The 24,575-nt window shown below is 49.4% G+C and carries 19 protein-coding genes; 12 read left to right on the forward strand and 7 right to left on the reverse strand.

Annotation, left to right across the window (positions count from 1 at the left end):
* Positions 1-15 precede the first annotated feature (15 nt).
* The 3 genes from METH11B_RS0102015 to METH11B_RS0102025 all read right to left on the reverse strand — a co-directional run bounded on the left by METH11B_RS0102015 (position 16) and on the right by METH11B_RS0102025 (position 3,562).
* Positions 16-1,545, reverse strand: a complete 1,530-nt coding sequence (locus METH11B_RS0102015) for an efflux transporter outer membrane subunit (RefSeq protein ID WP_026600548.1) — start codon at positions 1,543-1,545, stop codon at positions 16-18.
* 63 nt (positions 1,546-1,608) lie between these two features.
* Positions 1,609-2,607 (reverse strand): UDP-3-O-(3-hydroxymyristoyl)glucosamine N-acyltransferase, encoded by a 999-nt coding sequence (gene lpxD / locus METH11B_RS0102020; RefSeq protein WP_036276660.1) that lies wholly within the window; start codon positions 2,605-2,607, stop codon positions 1,609-1,611.
* Positions 2,608-2,833: 226 nt separating this feature from the next.
* The gene (locus METH11B_RS0102025; RefSeq protein ID WP_036276663.1) at positions 2,834-3,562 is read right to left on the reverse strand and encodes an MlaA family lipoprotein; all 729 of its coding nucleotides are present in this window, start codon (positions 3,560-3,562) and stop codon (positions 2,834-2,836) included.
* Between the two features lie 184 nt (positions 3,563-3,746).
* Here METH11B_RS0102025 and METH11B_RS0102030 point away from each other — a divergent pair, with 184 nt between their 5' ends.
* Positions 3,747-5,219 carry a sensor histidine kinase gene (locus tag METH11B_RS0102030; protein ID WP_155931060.1) on the forward strand — a complete coding sequence of 491 codons (1,473 nt, stop codon included), beginning with the start codon at positions 3,747-3,749 and terminating at the stop codon, positions 5,217-5,219.
* Complete coding sequence (locus METH11B_RS0102035; RefSeq protein ID WP_026600552.1) at positions 5,209-5,868, forward strand: response regulator; 660 nt, start codon at positions 5,209-5,211, stop codon at positions 5,866-5,868. Before METH11B_RS0102030 ends, METH11B_RS0102035 begins: the two co-directional genes overlap by 11 nt.
* 76 nt (positions 5,869-5,944) lie before the next feature.
* On the opposite strand, the gene METH11B_RS0102045 is transcribed toward METH11B_RS0102035, so the two are convergent.
* The 3 genes from METH11B_RS0102045 to mobH are packed head-to-tail and all read right to left on the reverse strand — an operon-like array spanning position 5,945 to position 10,841.
* Positions 5,945-6,577 (reverse strand): DUF4400 domain-containing protein, encoded by a 633-nt coding sequence (locus METH11B_RS0102045; RefSeq protein WP_026600553.1) that lies wholly within the window; start codon positions 6,575-6,577, stop codon positions 5,945-5,947.
* On the reverse strand, positions 6,574-8,418 hold the full coding sequence (gene traD, locus METH11B_RS0102050; RefSeq protein ID WP_026600554.1) for a conjugative transfer system coupling protein TraD: 1,845 nt from the start codon (positions 8,416-8,418) through the stop codon (positions 6,574-6,576). Before traD ends, METH11B_RS0102045 begins: the two co-directional genes overlap by 4 nt.
* Positions 8,415-10,841, reverse strand: coding sequence for a MobH family relaxase (gene mobH / locus METH11B_RS27525; protein ID WP_026600555.1), 2,427 nt, complete (start codon positions 10,839-10,841; stop codon positions 8,415-8,417). The genes traD and mobH overlap by 4 nt, the downstream gene beginning before the upstream one ends.
* A 131-nt stretch (positions 10,842-10,972) precedes the next feature.
* Here mobH and METH11B_RS0102060 point away from each other — a divergent pair, with 131 nt between their 5' ends.
* Positions 10,973-11,437 (forward strand): hypothetical protein, encoded by a 465-nt coding sequence (locus tag METH11B_RS0102060; RefSeq protein WP_026600556.1) that lies wholly within the window; start codon positions 10,973-10,975, stop codon positions 11,435-11,437.
* 10 nt (positions 11,438-11,447) lie between these two features.
* Positions 11,448-12,317 (forward strand): plasmid replication initiator TrfA, encoded by an 870-nt coding sequence (gene trfA, locus METH11B_RS0102065; RefSeq protein WP_026600557.1) that lies wholly within the window; start codon positions 11,448-11,450, stop codon positions 12,315-12,317.
* A 697-nt stretch (positions 12,318-13,014) separates the two neighbouring features.
* On the opposite strand, the gene METH11B_RS29675 is transcribed toward trfA, so the two are convergent.
* Complete coding sequence (locus METH11B_RS29675) at positions 13,015-13,182, reverse strand: tyrosine-type recombinase/integrase (RefSeq protein WP_081733730.1); 168 nt, start codon at positions 13,180-13,182, stop codon at positions 13,015-13,017.
* Between the two features lie 91 nt (positions 13,183-13,273).
* Here METH11B_RS29675 and METH11B_RS0102075 point away from each other — a divergent pair, with 91 nt between their 5' ends.
* The 8 genes from METH11B_RS0102075 to METH11B_RS0102110 all read left to right on the forward strand — a co-directional run bounded on the left by METH11B_RS0102075 (position 13,274) and on the right by METH11B_RS0102110 (position 24,472).
* On the forward strand, positions 13,274-13,642 hold the full coding sequence (locus METH11B_RS0102075; RefSeq protein ID WP_026600559.1) for a bleomycin resistance protein: 369 nt from the start codon (positions 13,274-13,276) through the stop codon (positions 13,640-13,642).
* A gap of 410 nt (positions 13,643-14,052) precedes the next feature.
* Positions 14,053-15,858, forward strand: coding sequence for a DNA recombination protein RmuC (locus METH11B_RS0102080; RefSeq protein WP_026600560.1), 1,806 nt, complete (start codon positions 14,053-14,055; stop codon positions 15,856-15,858).
* Positions 15,859-15,918: 60 nt separating this feature from the next.
* On the forward strand, positions 15,919-17,979 hold the full coding sequence (gene zorA / locus METH11B_RS0102085) for an anti-phage ZorAB system protein ZorA (RefSeq protein ID WP_026600561.1): 2,061 nt from the start codon (positions 15,919-15,921) through the stop codon (positions 17,977-17,979).
* A 3-nt stretch (positions 17,980-17,982) separates the two neighbouring features.
* The gene (locus tag METH11B_RS0102090; protein ID WP_026600562.1) at positions 17,983-18,705 is read left to right on the forward strand and encodes an OmpA/MotB family protein; all 723 of its coding nucleotides are present in this window, start codon (positions 17,983-17,985) and stop codon (positions 18,703-18,705) included.
* A gap of 49 nt (positions 18,706-18,754) precedes the next feature.
* Positions 18,755-19,000: an AbrB/MazE/SpoVT family DNA-binding domain-containing protein gene (locus METH11B_RS0102095; protein ID WP_026600563.1), complete on the forward strand. Its 246-nt coding sequence runs from the start codon at positions 18,755-18,757 to the stop codon at positions 18,998-19,000.
* Positions 18,997-19,404: a type II toxin-antitoxin system VapC family toxin gene (locus METH11B_RS0102100; protein ID WP_026600564.1), complete on the forward strand. Its 408-nt coding sequence runs from the start codon at positions 18,997-18,999 to the stop codon at positions 19,402-19,404. Before METH11B_RS0102095 ends, METH11B_RS0102100 begins: the two co-directional genes overlap by 4 nt.
* Positions 19,405-19,469: 65 nt before the next feature.
* Positions 19,470-21,158 (forward strand): EH signature domain-containing protein, encoded by a 1,689-nt coding sequence (locus METH11B_RS0102105; RefSeq protein WP_081733732.1) that lies wholly within the window; start codon positions 19,470-19,472, stop codon positions 21,156-21,158.
* On the forward strand, positions 21,155-24,472 hold the full coding sequence (locus tag METH11B_RS0102110; RefSeq protein WP_155931061.1) for a DEAD/DEAH box helicase: 3,318 nt from the start codon (positions 21,155-21,157) through the stop codon (positions 24,470-24,472). Before METH11B_RS0102105 ends, METH11B_RS0102110 begins: the two co-directional genes overlap by 4 nt.
* The last annotated feature ends 103 nt before the right edge of the window (positions 24,473-24,575 follow it).

Consider the following 24,575-nt stretch of genomic DNA (forward strand, 5'->3'; position numbering starts at 1 on the left):
TCCGGATAACTGATTCTAGGGTTGAGAAATGATGTTTATGGATGGGTTCTCGGGTTGGCCGGGCAATCTTTCCGCAACTAAAGCCGCTGGTTCGGTCGCACGATCTTCCCAGCTTCCGCCGACGGCACGATACAGCGCAATCCAAGCGCTGACTTTTTCTTGCTCCAACTCCGTGACCGCCAATTGGGCGGTAAACGCGTTGCGGCGGGCGGTTTCGGCATCAATCAAGTTGCCCAGGCCGACTTCGTACAATTGCCGGGTCGCTGTAAAATGGGCTTGGTAATCGGCAGCCGCGGTATGCGCCAAGGGCAGACGCTGGTCTGCACTCGCCAAGCGCACCAAGGCTTCTTCGACTTCTTTAACCGCTGTCCTGACCGCCGCTCGATATTGGGCGATGGCCGACTGGTATTGGGCTTTAGCGGTTTCCACATTGGCGGCGCGTTTACCGGCATCGAACAACGGCAAGCTGAGCGTCGGCCCGTAAGACCAAGTTTCCGCCAAGGTCAGGGCCGCACCGTTAATGTTTTGGAACACGGGGGTGATATTCCCGGACAGACTCAATTTCGGAAAGCGCTTGGCCTGTTCCACGCCGATCTTGGCGCTGGCCGCGGCCATGTCGCGTTCGGCGGTGGCAATGTCCGGCCGTTGCCTGATCACATTGGCCGGCACGGCAGTGACCTGGAAGGGCGGCGGCTTGGGCAATTGCGCCATCCGCTGCGGCGTATCGCCCAATAACGTCCGGATTTGCGCTTCCGGCAAACCGGTTAAGGCCACCAGACCTTTAACCGAACGTTCGCATTGCGCCTGCTGTTTCAACAACAAATTACTGCCTTCGGTGGCGCTGGCATTGGCCAGCGCGACATCGGACGGACTGCGGAATCCGGCGCTACCGGCCATGCTGGTAAGCTGCGCCGAAGCTTGCCTGGATTCGGCATCTTCCTTACTGAGCAAAGCTTGCGCTTCGCAATAACGATAAGCCAGATAAGCATTGGCAAGCTCCGCCGCTACCGCCACACGGGCATCGTGCCAGGATGCCGTACGCGCTTGCAATTGGCTGAGGGCGGCTTGCCGTTGCCGCGCTAAGCCGCCGAACAAGTCGACCTCCCAACTGGACTGCACACTGAGTTGATGTTGGTTGCGTAGGCTAGGCGTGCCGCCCATTGAGAAATTTGAGCGGGTGCTGCTTAAGCTTGAATCCAAACTCGGCAGGAATACTGATTCGGAGCTGACTAAGTTGCCCCTGGCTTCTACAATCTGCGCATTGGCTTTGGCGATGGATGCGCTCTCCTGTTGCGCGGCGGCAAGCAATCGATCAAGCACCGGATCGCCGAAACATTCCCACCATTTGCTTAAGCTGGACAAATCGCCTTGATGCGCGACCGGTAATCCATCCGGAGCGGGCTGTTTGGCATACCAGTGCTGTGCCGTGGGCGGTTCCGGGCTTTGGTAATCGGGGCCGACCGTTGTTAATAAGCCGCCGTCCAAAGCGCAGCCGGATAACGCCGGCAGGATAAGGCCGAAGTGGAATAGGTTAAATTGCTTCATTACTGTCTTGAAAAGAAAAGTCGAGCCGAGGAAAACTGAACTGCCTTCATGGGGATAAGGCGCTTATTTTTTAGAAAAACTAACCAGCCTTTTCAAAATGGCCCATTGTTTTAATGCAACACGCGCTTCCACGGCTGGATAACCTAATACCGTTTTTCCGGCGGGAACATCGCCGATTACGCCCGAACATCCACCGACAATGGCTCCGTTACCGATGGTGACGTGGTCGTTAATGGAAGCGCTGCCGCCGATGACAACGCCGTCCCCTAGCGTTACCGATCCGGCTAAACCGCTATTTCCCGCCATCACGCAAAAGCGGCCAAGCCTACTGTTATGGCCAATTTGCACCAGATTATCGATTTTGCAGCCATCGCCTATCACAGTTGAACTGAATTTACCTCTATCCACACAAGAATTGGCGCCAATTTCAACGCCATTTCCGATTACCACATTGCCAATTTGTGGAATTTTTGCCAAGCCTGTTTCCAGGCAAGGCCTAAAGCCAAAACCATCGGCGCCAATGGTGGCGTTGGGGTGTAAAATGCAATCGTTGCCGATATGGCAACGTTCCCGAATGACCGCACCCGACCAAATAATGGTGTTGTTTCCGATAGTGCAGTCGTCAAAAATCGTCACATTGGGATAAAGCGTCGTGTTGTCACCCAGCACGACATTCGGACCGATATAACAGCCCGCCCCAATCCTTGCCCCGTTTCCCATGATGGCGGTCTTATCAACAACCGCTGTTGGATGAATTTCGCTATTGAATAGCGGCATTGGCGGCGCAAAAAGTTTTAATACCCGTGACATCGCTAGTTCGGCATTTTTAACTTTTATAAAAGCCCTATTTAATCCAGGCTCAATCGAAATGTCTTCGTTTACAATAGCAACAGCCGCTTTTGATATTCCCCAAAATTTTTCGTATTTTTTGTTTCCAATAAAAGAAATCTCGCTACTATTTGCAAGCTCAATTTGTTCCGGAGCTGTAATTTTTTGATCCGTTGTACCCAAAATCACGCCTTTAAGAACTTCGTTTATTTCGAGAATTGAATAGGATTTCATTTGCCAGGCTTCATATGGTTTCACTCTTGAAATTTAGTTAGATTTCCGCCCCTTTGACTGGATATTAGGAATACCTAATCATTCTTAAGGCGGCTGGTGCCAAAATCATCAACAACAAGAATTAGGTTAGGCATCCCCAAAAAACCGCCAATACGGGCGCAACAACCAGCAATTGTCTACCTGTCGTCAAACGGTGGGATTTATATTGATAAGTTATTGAAAAACATCATTTAGTATCAACTTCATCAGGTTTTAAAGGGTCGTTTACCTGATTACCGCCCACCCCACCCATAGATCTGTCTCGCGACAGATACATGTTTTTGAAAAACTCATATCGATCCGTTGCGGCTTCGTTGACGACTTTATCCATCGCTAACATGTCCGCACGTTTATCTACGGCACCGAGGATGCCGATCATCCCCACGCCACTGACGTATTGCAGCGGATTAGTCACCATTTTGCCCCCCACACCCGCAATGCCTCTGACGGAACTCGGGCCAAAAAGCGGCAGCACTAAATAAGGCCCTGTGCCCACGCCCCATTCGCCCAGAGTTGTGTCGAAATTTTCTTTGTGTTTTGGTAGATCTATTAAGGTGGCAACATCAAACAAACCGCCTAACCCGGCTGTTGTGTTGACAACCAACCTGGCACTGTCCGAACCTGCCTGGGCAAATTTCCCTTGTAAGGCTGAATTAACGGTGACACCGACATCATCGATGTTACTAAAAAAATTCGACACCCCCTGATCGGCAAAATCGGGCATTACCCATTGGTAACTCTGTGCCACTGGTCTCATCAGGTAATCGTCTAGGCCGTCATTAAACCACTGCACTTTTCTGTTCCAGTTTTCATAAGGATCCCTCACATCGGCGGTTGGGGTTGGCGCTGAGGCGCAAGCATTAAGTAAAGTCAGCGTGGTTGCCGCAAAGAGTGTATTGGTATTGTTAAGTTTCATGGCGTTAACCTTTAAGTGATCGTTGTAGAAGAAAGACCTACGCAGTTTGCGCATAGAGCGAATATGCCCTTGGTCACATTATTACGGGATCACTTGGACTCAACAACGGTACTGGGGCGGGTGTAAAAATCCTCCTTAAGGCGGAGTAAGGCCAGGCCTTAAGGATGAAGTAACAGGAGGGGCTTTGCTTTATATTGACCGTATGAAAAAATTTATCTCATCCTGCCGCCCGGCGTTTACCAGGCGCTTCTGGTTCAAGCTGACCCTTGTTTACACGGTGGTCTCTATAGTCGGCATTAAGTCGCTGATATCTGTTTTTGACACCATTATCCACTACCAACATTTTAATGAAGCGATGCAGCCATCCGCTGTTTTACAGACAGTGACCGAACGCCTGAAACCCATACGGCGCCTGATAGCAAGCGCGGCACTGGATACGCAAGACATCGCCGATGCGCCGGAGATTATTGATGATCTGATGATGCGGGAAAATTTGGACGATAATGCCGTGGCGGATCACTTACGTTCTTCCAGTGATCCAACCGCAAGCTATGTGGTATTTGACGAAAATGACCGCCCTATTGCACAACATCTGATGCGCGCCGATGAACGCGTCATCGCCTTGTTAATGACCCATCGTGCCGCTGTTTCCGGCGGCGAAGCATTGGTCCCCGAGCATTTGCCCCATTCTGTTTTTATTAATATCCCGCTTAGCGTCCGTGAGCCGACAAAAAAAGGGCGCATCGCCCTGCTGATCACGGCAAAATTCAGCATCGCCAAGCAATTCTACCGCGACGAAGACTGGGTTTCGGAGCTCATGCCATTCGTCATTACCCTCTGTATCGTGATGAGCGGGTATTTAGCCTCGAAAAACTTTATCCGGCGGTTACGGCATATCACATCGGTTAGCAGTGCATGGCGTGAGGGGGATTTAGATCAGCGCATTATCGATAACGACGCCGATGAATTATCCGAGCATAGCCACAACTTAAATATCATGGTGGGGCAGTTGAAGGAATTGCTGGGCTTGAAACAACAAGCCGCGATTCAAGATGAGCGGACACGCATGGCGCGAGAACTGCACGATACGGTAAAACAGAATCTGTTCGCCCTTGCGCTGCAACTGGCGGCAATCAGTTCAAAAGCGCCGGATTTAGGCGAGGCAAAGCAAAATCTGCTCGAATCCAGGCTTATCTTGAAACAGGCGCAAGAGCAGCTGGTGGGGGTTATTGCGGAACTGCGGATTATTAGCCCGGAACAGGAGGGCTCTACGGTGAACCTTCTTACCTTGTGCGAAAATCTGGAGAGCAAATTTAATGTGCATATCCATTGCGTCGTTCCGCCGGATTTAATGCTGCCGGACAGCCTGTTTTTTGTGGTAAGTCGCGTTATTCAGGAAAGCGTTACCAACGCCGTACGGCACGGAAACGCAAAGCTAATTGTCATCAGCGTGGTCAAATCAGCAATGCGTTTCGAGTTGCTGATAACAGACGATGGCATGGGTTTCAATCCAACGCTCCCCACCGAGGGGATGGGCATTCTTTCCATGCGCGAGCGTGCCGCTTCACTCCCCGTTGGCACATTCTCAATCGAAACCGCACCAGGCCAGGGAACAACCATTGCAATTACTTGGGAGGAACACCTTAGTGAAGTCTGAATCAGCATCTTTTATCACCCTGATCGCCGCTGACGACCACGGCGTTGTTTGCCGGGGCCTGAATGCCTTATTATCATCCGAGCAAGATCTTAAAATGCTGGCTACCGCACTCGGCGGCAGGCAAGCCGTTGCCCTATGCGAGGAACTTTCACCTGATGTTGTCTTGATGGATATCGTCATGCCGGACATGGATGGCATTGAAGCCACCAAACGCATCAAAAGATCAAGTCCCCATACCCATATCGTTATTCTCACTTCGGTTGAAACCGAGCAAACCGTGGTCGAGGCTACGCAGGCCGGCGCACTGTCCTATCTGCTGAAAGATACCGACCCGGATGAATTGGTGGCGGCCATTCGCGCTGCCGCACGGGGCGAAAGTACCCTAAGTCCGCGCATTGCGACGTTGTTAATGACCGCTATGTCGCGTCGTCACAGTGAACGTCCTTTTCATGAAGAACTCAGTGACCGGGAGATGCAGGTTCTGTTATTGCTTGCTCAAGGGCTTTCCAATGTGTTGATTGCCGAGAAGCTGGGCATTGGCGAAAAAACGGTGAAGTCCCATGTCAGCAATATTCTTTCCAAGCTTTATTTAACGGATCGTACTCAAGCCACAGCGTATGCTTGGCGGCATCGTTTGCTGACTCAGTAGATTTTAAGGGTCTCCGGCGCGATTATCCCTTGGCCGTCGCCCGGTAAAAACGCGATGAAATCCATGGCGACGCTCACTAAACCCGCTTTTGCGTATTGGCCAACAGCACGTTGACGGCGTAGGCGACGCCAAAAACGCCTATCGGGATGGCTTGCGGCGGAATCGGAAACGGTAAGGTCAAACTGACCAGCAATAGATACAGCGCGCCCAGAATCAGATAAAGGCTGTAGCGATGCGCCATGGGGCTGGGGTAATCAAAGTTGGTCTGGCTGATTTTGCGCCGCACCAGTCCGTCTACGACAAACGGCAATAAGGCAGCTGCCAAGTATGGCAACCAAATGCAGGCGGTGGTCAGGCGCTTGATCATTTGAAAGATCGTGTCCCACAGCACATTCAGTCGGCTTTCGATAAAGGGAAACAAATCATTGCGCCCGACATCCTCGAAGCCTTTAGACATCTGGCGTTCGCGCTCGGTCGGAATGAAATAGCGGAACACGCTGTCTCGAATCCCGGTGCTGACAAACAAGCGATCAAACCAGCGCTGCGCGGTACGGCTGATTTGAGATTCTTTTTCGGCGCCAAAATAGCCGATCATCATCCGGTCTTCGGCGCGCTGAAGTTCGCGCGTCCAGCGGTCCGACACAAAACTGGCCACCAGGATTACTTCCAGTAGCCAGAGCATCAGGCTGAACAACAGATTGCGGGTCATGAGCTCGCACCTTGGCGGTCCCGTTGGCGATCCAGTTCCGACCGCAGAATCGGCAAGCGACCTTTGACGATCCGGCCGCCGGATAACTTGGCGATGTAATGCAGGTCCGGCAGTTGCCCCAACAACTGCGGTGCAAACAAATCGCCTTCTTCTTCCATCAGGCGTTCACCGACATTGCCGGAAAACACCGTGGGATTGGTCGCACTGGTGGCCACGCCCTGGGTGCGCATGATGTATTTCAAGCGGGTTTTGGGCAGATTGTCGGTGATGTACTGTTGGGTCTCGCTGTCCATGATCCTAAGGGCAATCAGGTTGTTGACGTTGCCCAGTACCTGCCGCGCTTTGTCCTGGGAACCGGTACGGGCGGCAAAATCGGCAAAGGTTTGCGTGGCAATGAACAAGCGAATCTTGGCGCCGCGGCCTTTGTTCAACACCTGAATAAAGGGATCGTTGATGACTTCGGCGGCTTCGTCGACAAACACATTCACCGGTCGGTCCGAGACACCGTAGTTGTAACGATCGCCGGCGACGGCTGCCAAGTCAGCCAACAGAATCGAACCGATCGCGCTGCCCACCATGCCGTCCGATAACGAGTCCAAACCGATGTAAGCAACCTGGGCTTTTTCGATGATATGACCGGTATTGGTGATGGGACGCAGATCATCCACGTCGTGCGGGTTGGGCGAAAGCAAAGGCCCCAATGAACCGGAGGTCAGCATGTTCATGATCGGAATCAAGGAGGCGACCATCTTGCTGAAATGTGCTCGGTCATGCTCGAACAAAGACAACAGGCCTTCCAGATCCAGATTCGGCAGTTGATACTGCACGACCTCCCGGTAAAACTTAACCAGGCCCAGTGCTTTGGAATCGATGTCCTTGGCATTCTTCAGGTAAGGCCGCGCCTCTTGTCGCCAATGGCCCAGGTTGTTGTCGAAATAGCGTTCCAGGGCTTGAATTACCAATGTCGAAGGACCGCCTTCCAGGTAACGGCGTAACTTGACCAGGGTTGGTCGCTCCTCGATCACCATCAAGCCCTGAATCACGTTATCCAACGATTTTTGGCCAAAGGCCTTGAACGGATCGTTACTGCTTTCGCTGGGCGAAATGGCGCTGATACGGCTGGCGATTTCCGAAGGCCGGTTGAAGTTATGCAAGGGATCGAGTCGTACGCTGTCTTCGGGAAACGCCGGATGGAAATACACGAAACGATCTGGGCGCTTGGCCAAGGTGCAGGCGCGCTTGGCGCAGGCCATCAAGTCCTTATCGCCTTTGGGATCGATGATGATCACGGCCTCGCCGCGCAAGACGGCCTGAGTGACCAACACATCAAAGGCGCGGGTTTTGCCGGCGCCGGTGGTACCGACCAGCAGCGTATGGCCGGCGGTATGCTGCAAGGGCTGACGAATGTCGTTTTCGGAGACTTCCAGGCCGTGTATCCAGGCCGAGCCCATGCGTTGATGATCGCTGGGTATCAAGGTCGATACATCGCGTTTCAAAATCTCATACGCCAATTGCGCATGCTTTTGTACCCAATCAAATCCCCAGCCGAACCACAAGGCCTCGGGATGATGTTTCACCATCGCTACAAGCTTTTCGGCATCCAGGTATTGGAATCGAAACTGACGCAACCGGCGTTTGCGGTACCAAAGACTCAGCGCCGGCGACAACCGCCAACACGCCATCACTCCGCACGCCGTCATCAACCAATCGAAAGGTTCGCGCGGCAAACCCGACCAGCGACTGGTCAGATACGCCAGACCAGCCCCGCCCAGCCAGCCGCTGATGGCATACACCTCGAAGATGGGGCGCCAGGGAAACTGGTAGTCGTAATCGGATTTCAAGGGCGTAACCGAACCTGGATGCCTTCTGTGGCACTGATCGATCGACAATCCGGATGGTTGGCGATATCGAGCATCAGGCGAGTGCGCTTGATCGTCGAATGTTGCGACAGAAATTGTTCCAGCGCGGTATTGGACACTGTGTGCCAGTTGCCTTCTGGCGATGATTCATCGGGCGGAATGTTTTGTTGCCGCACATGTGTAATCAGCAAGTCGATTGTTCCGGGTTTTACCGGTGGGGTTGTTAGGGAAGAACTTGCTTTATCTGGCTCGGAATTGATCGAACAGTCTGGTGCGTTGCCATATATTGATTTTTGCTTGCCTGTCGCGTTTGATTTGGGCCGGACAGGCTTAGGCTCTCGAAAGGCCTCGTATTTAGGCTGAGAAGACTTAACTGGATCTCTGTTCTTGTCAGCATTGCTGCTTGGGGTTTGCGCAGATGGCGCTGTCCGCGTGACTCTGGCTTGGGATTTCACTAATGCCTTCAGAGCCAAACTCGGTTCCAATGCCAGCAGGACGCCGCGGACCGATTGGATGGTTTGTACCTTGCGCATCGGCGACAGGACATCGGTCACCAGCCAACCGTTGTCCTCCAGGATTTTGATGAACTGGGGCGGATCGACGGCGAGTTTTTCGGCGGTAGCTGGAAATGGCAGCAAATATTTGTCTTGAACTTCCAGAATATCGCTGCCTAACTGCCATTGGCCTTGATTAAGCATAGAAGAGATGTCCATTAGCCATTGGCCGGCATTGCCGTGGTTTTCCAGCCAGCACTTGGCGCTATCGACCGGATTAGAGATGCTTTTTGTATCCGTCGTTGAGAGATCGGGTTTTGCGGCCGAATTAGTTGTTTCTGTATTGGTCGCCGCAACTGGCGCTGTACTTTCAGGTTGTACTGACTGATACAACGAAGGGGAACTATCGGCTGATTTGGCTTGCGACAGTCCTTGATCGGGATCTGATGGCAAGGTATTCAGGTCCTTCGCGCCTTGAGAATTCAAAGTGCGTGGTGCCGATTCGATTAGCCGCGAATCGGGTAGGGTGCTTGGGTCATTTGCGGGTTCTGGTGGTGTTGCTTTTGGCAAAATTGACGCAAGATTATCTGGGCGTTGGGGTGGCTTCAGAACCGCAACGTTCTTGGCTTTTGCCGGTTTGCTGATTTTCGGTGCCGGATTGGTAACGGGTTCGGGGTTTACCGCAGTTGCATCCTGTTCGCTAATTTCGCGCGCTTCAACCACGGTTGGCGGCTCGCCGCTGAAAATCAGTTCCGCGAATTTTAGGCGCAACAGATACAGCGGATTTTCCAAGCCTTCAGGCTGCATTTGCCAATAGCGGTATTGCCGACCATCCGGCCAGGACTTAGGGATTGCCAAGCCGCGTTCGATTAGGATGTCCGCCAAGGTGTCTTCGTCGCGCGGAATGCCGGGAACTTTGTCCTTGGCCAGCAGGGTGACGATGTCCTGCGCACCGGCACGCCAGACGATATGCAGGCCATCCTCAAAACGCCATAGTCGAGCGCCTTTTTCGTTGACGGTCCATTGTCCGGACTTGACCAAGCGGCGCATGGCGTCGAACAAGTACTTTTCCACCGGCATGCCCAAGGCCGAGTCGATGTTTTGATAATGCGCTTTTAAATCCCGTTCCACACTTTTGCAGTCGGCGGTTATCACCAGTGCGTAAACTTTGGAGCCGCGGTCCAAACCGTTAATGGTTTCCAGCATGGCCTGCATGATGTCGGGGCCAGACTCCAGAATGAATGTGCGCGCTTCGCGAGTTAGGACGCGCTCGATCACCAAGGCAGAAAACTGTTCATGGCGTTTATGGCGGTTATCCCGCCAGCGAAGAAAGTATCGGTCGATCTCATTTCGCAAAGCCCAGTCGGTGATGTTTTCATCGCAAGGGTTCCAGGTATGTTGCCCTTGTGCGTCGACCACGGCGATATCGGCGACCGGTTTGCCGATGTCATGCAACAGCCCGGCAAAACAGACCGCCAGACGCCAGCGTAATTCTTGTGCTTTTCGTTCCTTGGGTGATGCTGATGTGGCAAACAAACTACCTTGAGAAGCCAAAGTGGCCCAATGGGCGACTTCCAATCCGTGCCGAAATAAGCCACCGGCGCCGCGATGATGATGCGACTCCGACGCCGGCAACAAGTGGCTGTAGGCGGCATAACGGCGTATGACCGGCGCAGCTATGGTTTGATAAAGACTATCCGGCATGGCCAGCGCCTGTTCAATGGCCGCAATCAATTCCGTTTGACTGGACAGGATGCGTTCCACAGGCGCAGCCGGCAGACCCTTCATGAAGGGCGGATAACGCGGCACGTCCTCATCAATCGTTGTCGCAACCGGACCTATAGGCGCGGACTCGACGCCAAACAGACGTTGGCGGATGCGGGTAATGAGCGTCGAAGGCGTATTTTCCATAACGCCGCATCTTGCCGGGAATTTTTCAATCGTCGTTTGCAGCTGACGACGAATTCGACGTCAGCTGCAAGCAGGCCTGGCAAAAGAGTGTTTAGTGTAACGAGCTCCCTTTAATTACCCCTGGAGCTCTCATGAAATCCAAATCGCTCGCAATCCATTGTCTTGTGTCCGTACTGTGCGGCACGGCCTGTACTTCGCTGAATCGGCCCGATGCCGCCGTGAGCGAGACTATCATCGAATCGATTGTGCCGATTCAACCCGAACAACCCTGGCGCCTGGATAACGCTTGGCAGACAGGAGGATTGGGTGGTTCGGTATTACGGTCTGCATCGATTGAACACGTTGTCAGGCAAGTCGATCAGCCGCTTGGCGTTTACGTGGCAAGCGACGACTCATCGGATCGCGTTCTCGATGTCAGCGCGTCGCACATTCCCGATCGCCAGGATGACGATACACTGGTCACTGAACGTGCTTGGCGAAAATATTGTCATCATCAGCTCGATATGACATCGGAGGAGCGGGCGTTAGTCAAAACCATGCCGATTCCGCACGACGTTTTGAGTCATGGTTGTCATCCAGGCAGCTTGAAGAAGTGAGGTGGTCGTCATGGACAGAAATACCACCAACCATTCGCTCGATAATCTCACCGAACGTTTTCAATCTCTGACGGAGCGGAAAAAGGCCAAATTGCGGGTCGTCGAACCCATGACTTCACTGCCCAATTGGCCGTCGGTGATACGCGGTACGCCCAATGCTTGCTTACGGAGCGCATTGTTCGCCGGCATCCAAGGCAAGGAGCGCATTGCCTACAAAAAACGAACATTGTTGGCTGCGGTCGATGGCATTGAGGTTCGCTACCTCGGCATACAACTCAACCAATCCGATCTCGATGTCTGGATGCAGATCGTGCACTTGTCTCGGCAGCAATTACCGGGTTTTAGCGTGACCTTCAGTGCCCATGCCCTGTTGACGGCATTGGGGCGTGGTAGCGGCAAAAGCCAACATGAATGGTTGAAAGAATCGATGGCCCGGTTGGGCGGCGCTTTTGTCGAAATCACCTTTCACGGCCGGGATGCCTTCGGTGAAAAAGGCTTCTTGCGCTATTACCGTGATGAACGGACGCAGCGCTACGTAGTGGAATTGACCGAATCCATGCTGCGCCTGTTCGAAGAGGGCTACACCTACATTGAATTCGAACAGCGGCAGAAATTGCGCAAACAACCCTTGGCATTATGGTTACACGGTTTTTTGTCATCCCATGCCGCTCCGTTCCCGATGAAAATTACCACCATTCACCGACTGAGCGGCAGTGGTTCGAAAACCCTGCGCGATTTCAAATATCGGTTGGGTAAAGCGCTGGAGGCCTTGGTGAGTATTGGCACTTTGGCTAGCTTTGAATTTTCTGATGATATGGTGAAAATCAAACGCCAACCGACGCCCAGTCAACAACGTTTTCTGGGCGACCAGCAACTCTAAAAAAGCACGGCATTAGACCGACGCTATTTTGGGTCGGTCGAAGCCGCTCAATACGGCATTAGGCCGACGCGGATACGGCATTAGACCGACGGAGGCACGGCATTCGACCGACAAGGTAACGGCATTAGACCGACGGGCACGGCATTAGACCGACAAAAAGCACGGCATTAGGCCGACGTTTGACACGGCATTAGACCGACGCTTCGAGCAAGTTGTGAAATCGCCGCAGGCCATGCTATTCGTGGGCTTCAGCAATTCTCTTGCGCTGAAATTTGAGGGTGCTAATCTATATATAATCTTTTTTTAATCTATATATAGGGACTGGTGATAGCAAGGATTTCTTTTTTGAAACGAATGCTAGTGAGGAGTTTGTCACTGGGCTTATTTGGAACGCCCTTGGTCGTCTTGTGACGACCCCTTGCGGTCAGTCGCGTTTCTCCAAACCGGCCAGTCACTCAAATCCAGATTCTGCGAACTGGATGGCTACAAAGCGGTCCTTGGCGACCGTATCAGAACGACCCAAACTTGACGGTCGCGTTTCTCCAAACCGGCCAGTCAGGCAAATCCAGATTTTACGAACTGACGGACCGCAAAGCAGTCGTTGGCGACCTCAACCAAGCGGCCAGATTGCCGCCACAGAACACTCATTGACCACTGACTGCAAACTGGCTCATTGCTGCCAATGATTTTGATTGGCTTAAAAATCCAACGGGCTTTTCGCTTCTTTAAGCGTCCGGTTCAGCATGTTATGGGTGTAAATCATCGTCGTTTTCAAATCGCTGTGACCGAGCAACTCCTGGATGGTGCGAATATCGACATTAAGCGATTTTTTAGCGCAGGTTGGATGATATTCGGAAGCGAAAATTTCTTATAGTTCACAGATTTATTGTGGCTACACAAGTTTCGTGGTAGATATGCTGTTAACAGCTTAATAACTTGGGCGTCGAGACTCCCGCATGAGCACACCTACTAAATTCATTTCTGCAACGCCTGTTCTCGCATCGCTTGATATCGAGCGAAGTGTCGAGTTCTTCGCGTCCAAGCTTGGCTTCACCAAAGTACACGTAGCCCAAGGTGAATACGGCATTGTTTCCAATGGCCCAGTCGAAATTCACTTTTGGGCTTGCACAGATCGGCACATTGCGGAAGCAACAGGTTGCAGGGTGGAAGTCCAAGCAATCGAAGGGTTGCACGCTCAATGCGCGAGCCAAGCCGTAGTGCACCCGAATGCCCCGTTGCAAATCAAGCCATGGGGAACGAGGGAGTTCGCCATCCTTGACCCCGACGGAAACTTGGTCACGTTCTATGCGAACACCAACGCCTAACGCTGCATTCCACCCGACCGGCTACAGCCTGCTTCGCAGGCTTCCGCTGCCAAGTGAATTTGAACGTTGAATGTCAGCTCATTGAATCCCTGCCGACATTGAGCGCAAGGCTTCAAATGTCGCTTTTGGGTCGCTCGGCGACTGTCCGCTCTTCAGATTCATCGCCGGAAAGCTGTCATTGAGTTCCGACTCCTGAAAGCGGTCGTTCGTCACTGAGTCCAACCGACCCCTAGCTGCCACTCGCTGCTTTCAACCTCTTTGGCTGGTCCCTGACCTATAGCGGTCATTCTGACTGCGAAGAAATATTTAGTTAGTGATCTTTTTTGAGTTGGTTTAAATGGCCCGGCAACGTAGAATCTAGCGTTAAAAACTCAAGTTTATCGTTGAGTTACAACCTTGACACTCTAAATATGACCGAATTAATTCAAACACCCTTTTTTATTGGCGTCCTACTTTTATCAGCAATCTTAATCCTGCTGATTTTGTTACTAATCAAAGTCAATCGCTTACTTAAAAGTCACTCGGATACTGCTATCCCGGAATTTACCCGTTTGTTACAAAACGCGGAAAGCAGCATCGGCCAAGGTTTTTCTGAGTCCCGCCGGGAACTTCGCGAAGTCAGCGCAGATAACCGCCGTGAGACTCAGGACAATTTCAAAACTTTGCAAGATACTTTGCTTAGGCGGATTTCCGAAAACAATTCAATTCAAACCCAACAGCTACAATCATTCAAAACAGCGTTTAACGATTTGTCGGAAAAACTGATTAGTCATTCCAACGAATTCCAGAAAAGTGTTTCCGAGTCCTTTCATATTACCAGCGAGGCCTTGAACAAGAAACAGGACGAATTTCGCGACAAGACCCTAGGACGATTCACCGCTTTTGAAACAACCATCAAAACCGATGCCAAGGTCAATCGTGACGAACTCAACAGTGGGCTTAAATCGTTTGAGGGTAAGTTTTCTGATGGTATCAAGGCGTTCAACGATCAATTACGAACCACCAGCAATGCACTGAATCAAAAACAGGACGAATTTCGCGATAAGACCCTTGAACGTTTCACCGCTTTTGAAACAACGATCAAAGCCGATGCCAAAGTCAACCGTGACGAACTCAACAGCGGGTTGAAATCGTTTGAAGGCAAGTTTTCTGAAGGCATCAAGGATTTTGGAGAACAACTTCGCAGCAAATTTTCGGACTTGGGCAAACAGCAGGCCGATGCAAACTTACAAGCCAAAAATAGCATTCTCGAAGTCAAACAGACCATCGAAAATCAGTTAAAAGCTATCCGTGAAGATAACACTCTGCAATTGAATGAAATGCGCAAAACCGTCGATGAAAAATTGCACGACACTCTGGAAAAACGCCTTGGTGAATCGTTCAAACAGGTCAGCGACCGCCTAGAACAAGTCCATAAAGGTTTGGGCGAAATGCAAACATTGGCGGTTGGGGTTGGCGACTTGAAAAAGGTGCTGTCCAATGTCAAAACCCGAGGTATTCTCGGTGAATATCAACTGGGCAATATCCTCGAGCAAATCCTCTCGCCTGACCAATACGCCGTTAATGTGGCAACCAAACAAGGTAGCCGGGAGAATGTGGAATTCGCCATTAAACTACCCGGCAAATCCGACGAAAAAACCGTTTGGTTGCCGATTGATTCCAAATTCCCGTTGGAAACCTATCAAGCCCTATTAGCCGCTTGGGAAGAAGGCAACATCACAGCAATTGACATTGCCCAAAAACAACTTTTAAAAGTGGTGGAAAGTTTCGCCAAAGACATCAGTAGTAAATACATAGACCCACCTCATACCACTGATTTTGCCATCATGTTTTTGCCGGTGGAAAGCCTTTATGCGGAAGTGTTGCGCCACCCGGAGATGTTCGACCGCTTACAACGCGCCTACCGAATTACCATCACTGGCCCTACTACGTTATCAGCCCTGTTAAACAGCTTGAACATGGGTTTTAGAACTTTGGCGGTGCAAAAACGCAGCAGCGAAGTTTGGAAGGTCTTAGCCGAGGTCAAAACCGAATTTGTCAAATATTCCGAGCAATTAGCAGCGGTACATAAACATATCAACTCAGCTTCTAATACCCTGGAAACACTACAAACAACCCGTACTAAAGCCATGGAGCGTAAGCTAAGAGGTGTAGAAACCTTGGAAATTGGTGTCGATCAGGTGGTTAACCCTTCAATGGTGCTAGATGATGATTAATAAAACCCGTTCTAAAACCATATAAGTAACTCAGCTAATCGTTAAATAAAAGGAATTGCAATGGACTATATCACCGAAGAGAACCTCAGAACCTACTGGCATTTATGGGTTTTGGGGTCCATCATCTTTGGATTGATCGTATTTTTTATCATCAAATTTTTGTTGCCGTCATTTCGCTTAAGTCGAGAACTACAACGGGCAATATCGAAACTGAAAGACATTAAAGGGGACGGACAAGCAATCAACGTAGAGTTGATTGGTAAAGACATCATGACTTCTTCCAAGCTCGCATATTGCTGGTCGGAGTTCGAGGAATCATTGCATCCACAGACCGCCCCTGACGAATTTGGTCAGGAACGTGTTGTTCGCTGGCGATCTACCGTTCCGGCAGAGTCTATTTTCAATGTTGAGACACTGATCGGTGTTGAGCTCAAAACAGAATATTTCAAGCACCAGCCAGGCATTTTGACTGGCATTGGTATTCTCGGCACCTTTATCGGACTACTAAGGGGACTATCAAATTTCTCGGTAAGTAGCGATCCAGAAAAAGTACGACTGAGCCTTGATCACCTGATTCTTGGGGTCCGGGAAGCTTTTTATATGTCTGCGATAGCCATAGGCTTAGCAATGTTAACAACGCTCCTCGAAAAATTATGCATCAGTGGCCGAATCAAGCAGGTTGAAGAATTATGCCAGGAACTCGATAAACTTTTCGAGGGCGGTGCTGGCGAAGAATATCTAGCAAGACTTGTTAACGCCGGTGAAAGCAGTGCCACGCAAACTGCACAGTTAAAAGATGCCTTGGTAACTGATCTTAAAGAAATGCTTGCTGAAATGATTAAACAGCAAACAGACTCTATAGCGGCCAGTTTCGCGGCCAGCTCTCATGCTCAAGTTCAAACAACCGAACAAAGCGGTGACAGAATCGCCAACGCCATCACAGATAGCTTGAGCGATCCACTGCAAAAAATCGCCGCAGCTGTTAACACGACTACCGACACCAACGGCCAAGTCGTGACTAAAGCATTGAATGAAGCCCTGGTGACGTTTTCTGCAAAACTTGAAGATTCGTTTGGTGGGCAAATGGGTGCGATTAACCAGCTATTACAGCAGACGACTTCCGCCATGCAGTCTACCGTTGCTCGATTCGATCAACTGGCGAACAATCTGGATGATGCAGGAAAAAATGCCGCTGATGCCATGAGCGAGCGATTAAGCGTTGCCCTGGAAAGCATGGAATCCCGGCAGTTGGCGCTGAATACAACCATGACCGAGTTTGTCACCCAATTGCGTGACATGATGCAGTCATCACAATCGGAAACCAGCACCCAAATACAAAACACGCTGTCATTGCTGGGTGAACAGGTTTCAGCTATTACAGAGCAACTGCAAAACCAAGCGCACTCAGCAGCCGCAAATCATCAAGAACAACAAAATAAGCTGCTTCAAAGCGCTTCAGCCATACAACAAAACATGTCCGAACAAAGCGCACACCTGATCGAGCAATTGACCGAACAAGTTCAGACCATGCTCGGTCAAACCGATAATGTTGTTTCATCAATGCAAGCGGCTGTTGCAACCATGCGCGATGTCACCAAAGACAATACCCAGCGTATGGAAGCAAGTGCAGGAACCTTGGCACTGTCTGCCGAAAACTTTGCCAAAGCGGGTGACAGTGTTGCAGGGGTTATGCAACAGACGAGTAGTGTCAGTGACAAAATTGCCACAACTTCTGTAGCATTGAATAGCACTGCAATTACCGTACAGAATGCACTAACTGACTATGACAAAGCGGGTAAAACGCTGTCTGAAATGGTGGCCGCACTTAAGTCCACGGTAGAAATTGCCAAACTGGATGCCAGTGTATCGCAAGGTTTAGTTAATCAAATCAAGCTATCAGCCGACCATCTGCAACAGGCGCAATCGTCGGTGGATGGTATTTTTAAAGAAATCTGCGAAGAATTGGCAAATGCCCATGAAGTTTTCACGGGTAATCTGACGAAAGCGATAAAATCCAGCAATACCGATTATCAAAAACAGCTGAAGGACGCTGTTGATATTCTAAAATCGGCAATTGCTGAATTGGGTGATGTGGTTGAGACTATCCCGGCAAGGAGATAGATCATGTTTAGTGCGCGAATTAGCTCTGGCAAGAAGCTCAAAGACGAAGCAGAAAAGCCGTTCTGGATTTCATTCGCCGATTTAATGACGGCATTAATGGTGATGTTTCTGTTGGTGATGAGTGTGGCATTGCTGGCGGTGACTAAAACCGTTTCCGAAGAACAACGGGCGACCGATGCTCGCCGAGACGCTATCGACAAGCTGCTGGATCAAATCGAATTCGCCGCGCAAAACGACCCACAATTTACCGGTATCCACGTCAACCGTGACCGACAAGTCGTCGATTTTGGCGACCGCGCTCGCTTTGATACCGGGAGCCACCAACTCAAACCCGATCAGGCTCGATTATTACGTGCTTTTATTCCACATGTGCTGGGCGTTGCCAACAGCGAACTGGGTAAAGCTTGGTTAAAACGTATCGTCGTGGAAGGCTTTGCTGACAAACGTGGTAGTTACTTACTTAATCTTAACCTCAGTATGCAGCGTAGTCAGCGTGTACTATGTGTATTATTGGCAAAGCAGGATGCCGGTGAAGCTGAACTGTCGCGTCAACAACATGAAGATATCCGCCAATTATTTTTGGTCGGCGGCTATTCATCCAACTCGCAAAAAGAGACTCTGGAAGAAAGCCGTCGAATTGAATTGCGACTGGAATTTCGGGGTATCAAGGAATCTGCTCGTGTTACATCGAACAGTGATGAAAATTTTGGTGTTTGCGCTTTATAGCTGAAAACGCGAGAATCCATTTAGTTCAATTTTTTCGAGAATAGCCGATATGCCAACCTTATCCAGTCACGGCGACGTCCATATTCCAGACAATCTTATTCATGCCCTGGGTTTAAAGCCCGGTGTCGAGTTGATCTTTGAGCGCCAAGGCGACGCCATCGTCATGCGACCGGTGAAAACCAACCCGCCTTCACGGGTTGAAGACGGCCCCAAAATCCTGGGCTATTCCGGGCCGACGGTCAGTCTGGAGGAAATGGAGGATGCGATAGCTAAAGGTGCGGTGCAATCACTGTGAAGTCGGTCGATACCAATATTTTGGTTAGATACTACGCGCAGGATGATGTTTTGCAATCCGCGCTAGCATTAGCATTATTCAGAGATGAACCCCAATTATTCGTGACCAAAACAGTATTACTCGAGTTTTTCTGGGTGTTATCACAGGCTGAAAAGTTTCGCTTTCCAGCCGAGCAAGTGATGGCTGTTTTTGAACATTTGCAAGGCTTGCCAAATGTCATCATTGAAGACGACGCCTCGTTACAATCTGCGATTACTTGGTGCCGGGCCGGGCTTGAGTTTGCAGATGCTTTGCATTTGGCGGCATCAAAACAGTGCAATACGTTTGTGACATTTGATGATCGTAAATTTGCACGTCGGGCCCAACGGCTTAATTTGATGCCCACTTGTGAAACGCCTAAGTAATCAGAAAACCGTCAGTTATGATTCTATGAACGAATACACCGAACAGTTTCCATGTTAACCGGGTCATGAATCCGATCCATTCATTTCGCGAACGACTCCGGCAAATTAATCATGAGGCATTCCAGTCGCCATTCCCTGATTTAAGTCATGAAATGGCCCTGAGTACTCAGGCATTGCGGCGTGAATTTGGTGATATTGCCACAGTCCCTGCTGACCCACACGGCATTGAGTCTGCCGTGCTTGCCTATCTAAATACCGGGCAATTAAACACTTTTCGTGACATCAAATACATTTGTTTCGGAGTATCTTCGCCCTATGGTGCTGAATCGACAAGATTGATTGAACATGATGTGCTTTTTACAGACTTGCTTAAAACAGTCGAGCATCTTCAACAGGAACCCCGCAAATTTCGCCGTTGTTATCAAGGCTTGCTAAAAAGCTATTTCAATTATCGTTGCTATGCTACTGAGCTAGTCACTGGTGGCAAAAACTGGTTGATACTTCGTGATTTATTGGCCCAACATTGTCAAGCCCTCGCAAAACAGAAACCCGTTATGGATTGGGCGCAAGCACTGTACCAACATAAAAATCTTTTAGCGGATGCGCCTTGTAAGCCTTATGCCAAGGCGTTGCTAGCCGGCGATTTGAAGATCGTTGATGAATTGAAAAATCGCCTGGGTGTTGATGACGACACCTGGGTAATGGATGAACTGGTTATAGCTCACGTTCAAGCATCAACCGATTTGAAAGACCCTGAATTTGTGCAGCAGATTGCACCGTTAATTCAGCTTTTGGATAAGCATACCTTGTTGATCACCAAAGGCTTAGCCTTGCTGCTAAGACGTTATGAAGCGTGTGTTAATCGCCCCGAACACCACGGTTTGCGGGATACGGCTTTACGGGAATGGAAAAGCCCTTGGCTGGAAGCCAATAAACCAATGTGGCACGCCCAGATTGGTGAGACGGCTACTAACATGGTCAAGCTGTGGTTGACCAAGCAGCATATTAAGGACTTTTTTGAGCTGTTACAGGCTGATCGTCAGGCCGATACTCAGCGCATGGAGTTTTGGTTGCAGTATGCTGAAGCAATTGAAGATTTTTGGTTGGCATTGGGGAACTTCAGCTTTTATAACCAGCAGACCGATTACAAACGAATTCGGAAACAAATGGAAGGGCATTGCATGCGATTGGAAGGCAGTAATCAAAATTACGATAATGCTTTCCTGATGAAAATTGGCAACTTCGTTTTCATCGAGTTTGGTAAACAAAATAATGCCTGTCATGTATTTAGCTTCAATAACCTGCCTTTTGCTACAGGACAAACTTCGGTAGCGGGAACGCAATCAGGTCTAAAAAACACACGACATCCAGGCTGGCAAGGCAAGCTATCGCATTTCGATGGTTGGCAACAAGAATTTGCAAAATCGCTACTTAAATATGCAAATGCCGCCCCTATGGAAAATCATGCTCATCAAGACCCATTCTCTGCTTCCAAGCGAATATCACCCTCTTTTAGTCCTTCACAAAATAGAAAATTAACGGAGGAATCATCGCGCAGTAACCACCAATTGAAACCGATTGACCTCGATAAGCTCCGAGAGTTTTGTGCTATGCACAATCTCCATTTTGATGATCATAGGAACCTTGGCGGTGCAGTTTGGGTTCGCACTTCTGATAAACAGGCAACGATAGCCGACGCACTGAGAAAAACAGGTTTTCAGTATCAACAAAATAAAGGTTGGTGGCTTGCGTGAGTGGATTGTCTAAATTTTGGCCGTTTGGAACTCAACGCACATTAGAAAGTGTATCGACGTTATCCCATCAGGTTATTTCTCGGTACACGCATGAAGGGGTTTTTTACACCGTCGAGCCTAGTCTTGACGACTGGCAGAATCAATGGGTGATTTTAGGACACGATTCTGCAACCCTCAGCTTGTTAAACCAATTGGAGGAGTTAGGTTTCATAATACCTAAAGACAACAATTTGTTTCTGGCTTGGGAAGACTTATACCGCTACTTAGCCAGTGAAGAAGGCCATGCTGGTGATTTATTAAAGTTGCTAAAACTACCTGCATTAACGGCTTACAAACCTAGTTTGTCTAGTCAAGGCTCGTTAGAGGATAACGACTTTCGCATTACCTTCGGCGATTGGTGGGATGGCCGGGGCCATAAGTTAATCACTGCGCCAACAATAAAAGGTGCCATCATCACCCTTCAAAATCAAAGTTGGCTACTAAGCGAACCAGTTTGGCATCTAGTGAAAGAGGTACGAGCGTTTTACGGATTATCCGCCCAAGATCGATCTCCACAGAGAAATCGTCAGTCCTGGAGCCTTATCCGGCGATATGCCTGCACGGCGAAAGTATCAATGGCAGATTTTTTACAGCGGACCGTAGTTTTGTCGCCTGAAAAACTCATGCTGCACTTGCATCAATCGAAGAGTAATGGCGCAAAAACTGTACAAGTTGACCCCGACTTCGACGGTGCGCCCGGCAAATGGCTAGAAACTTTTGATAGATACAGTTCGGTTCCCGAACGTTACGATATTCCAGACGGGCAAGGCATTGTGCAAGTTTTGGTGTCGCCGCAGGTTCGCTCGGTTTTACAGGAACTGCGGCGCTGGCCCGGACGCTATGTGTCCGGTCAGCGGGCTGAAGCATTCATCCGAAATCCGTATGCGACTTTAGGCGACGATGCCATTGCTGTCATTGATGAAAATCAATTTGAGGAAGCGCGGACAGCAGCGGGTATCAATTTTGAGCGATTTTTCATTGATCCAAACTATGATGAAACGGGAAAAATAACCGGAGTATCGTTAAATATCGAATCCACCGGTTCCGAATCTAATTACAGCAGCTGTTTTCAATTTGAACATGTTCAGCAATTGGGCGAATTTATAGCCCAATTTGAGAAGCAGTTTAAAGCAGGTCGGCAGTGCCTGCTTTGGAAAGGTTACGAATTGGAAATCCTTGGCGATGCAGAATTCCAATTAGAAAACCTAAAGTTGATTTTTAATGAATGGCAGCCTAAACATTCAGTTGGGCTTGCCTACGCCGATATTTTTGATTTGGGTCGTTACTCTGACCGGATTGAGGGAATTGGTGTTGAAAAGAAATATGTTTCACCCTATATCGCTCGCAAATCCGATGAGGCGGGCTGGGTGCCCGACAACGTTGAGTTTGGATTTAGCGTTGCTGAGCAAGGCACCACGCCGACTCAGAGCATTCCAATTGACCAGCAAGGTCGACATGCTATTCAGGACGCTATTAATAAAGCTGAAATAGAAGGCTCAGAACAAGTAAATATTCCTGGGGTTCAACGTCCAGTCAGCATTGTTGAAGCGAAAGACCTGCTGAATGCAATAGATCATGCGGAAAACGAAGTTTTACAAGGGTCTTTTCAAGCCACCCACGCTTCGCCAAACGGACAATCGTTAATACTGAAAAGCAATATTGACCGGATTGATTATCGTGAAGACAGACAGAAAACGCTTGAATTACCCAATGACGCCCAACCGTTATTACCTAAATCTTTACGCGAATCAATTCAGCTAAAACAACATCAACTGCAAGGTGTGGCTTGGTTGCAAAATCTTTGGCGATATACGCCAGACTATTGCCGCGGTGCGCTGTTAGCCGACGACATGGGATTGGGCAAAACGCTACAAATTCTCACCTTTATGGCTCGCTGCTTAGAAGACCAGCCAGACATTGATCCCATGCTGATCGTTGCCCCGGTTTCGTTACTGGAAAATTGGCAAGAAGAAATCGAAAAGTTTTTCCTGCCCCGCAGATTGCCCGTGATGATGCTCTATGGGCCAAGCTTACGCGATAAGAAACTGGACAAATCCGAGATTGATCCGCAGTTAATTCAGGAAGGCTTGGTGAAGTTTCTAGTGCCTAATTGGATAAGCAACGCAAAGATTGTGCTGACGACCTACGAAACCCTCCGTGACTTGGAGTTCTCGCTGGCTGCTCAGGCTTGGTCAATTATGGTTTGCGACGAAGCACAAAAAATTAAGAATCCAGGTGCATTGGTTACTCGCGCAGCCAAAAAGCAAAATGTTCGCTTTAAGATTGCTTGTACGGGAACCCCCGTAGAAAATTCGCTAGCGGACATATGGTGCTTATTCGATTTTATTCAGCCGGGCTTGCTGGGTGCTTTAAACGATTTTGGCTCACGTTATCGCCGACCTATCGAAGCTAAAACCGACGAGGAAAAAGCCAGGGTTAACCAGTTGCAATCGTTAATCGATCCGCAAACTTTGCGTCGAACCAAGGCACAGGTAGCAAAAGACTTACCGAGCAAAATCGAAGTCGATAGTTGTCGGGATTTGCCTTTATCGAACTACCAACGGCAATTATATGCACAAGCAGTTCAAAGCTATCGAGTAAACCAATCCAACCAAATCGGCAATAATCATTTAGGATTGATACAGTATTTACGCCAGTTGTGCTCAAGCCCTTACCCGCAGGGCAGGAAGGCTGATTTGTATGAGTCATTATCCGACCATGAAATCAAGTCACCGAAATTAAAATGGCTTTTATCGGCTTTGGGAGAAATCCAGCAACGCAACGAAAAAGTCATTGTCTTCGTTGAGTTTCATGACCTGCAACGTCAACTTCAAGCTTACATTGCTCAACGATTCGGCATTTTGCCCGATATTATCAATGGCACAACGTCAGCCGCTGCATCAGCCGTAAATAGTCGACAAAAAAGGATCCGAACCTTTCAAGAACGACCGGGATTCGGCGTCATCATACTCTCGCCTTTAGCAGTTGGTTTTGGCGTCAATATCCAGGCCGCCAACCATGTTATTCACTATACCCGTACCTGGAATCCAGCTAAAGAAGATCAAGCAACCGATAGAGCCTATCGAATTGGTCAAACACGGGATGTCTTTGTCTACTATCCAGTAATCACCGCTGAGTTTGTCACCTTTGATATGAAGCTTGATAGCTTACTAAATTGGAAGAGGGGGTTGTCAGACAATATGTTGAATGGTTGTGGAGATCTTTCAGGTAATGATTTTGATGACTTGGTTTCGCCAGAAGGAGTATTTGATTAGGATTTATAAGTCAGGTTTTGAAAGACCGCTATAGCTGTTGTAACTGTCGTTCAAAATTAGATTTGTTCATTTCTCCACTGACGGCTTTTGGCCGTTATGACAC

This window comes from Methylomonas sp. 11b (genome assembly GCF_000515215.1).
In the GTDB taxonomy this organism is placed as follows: Bacteria; Pseudomonadota; Gammaproteobacteria; order Methylococcales; family Methylomonadaceae; genus Methylomonas.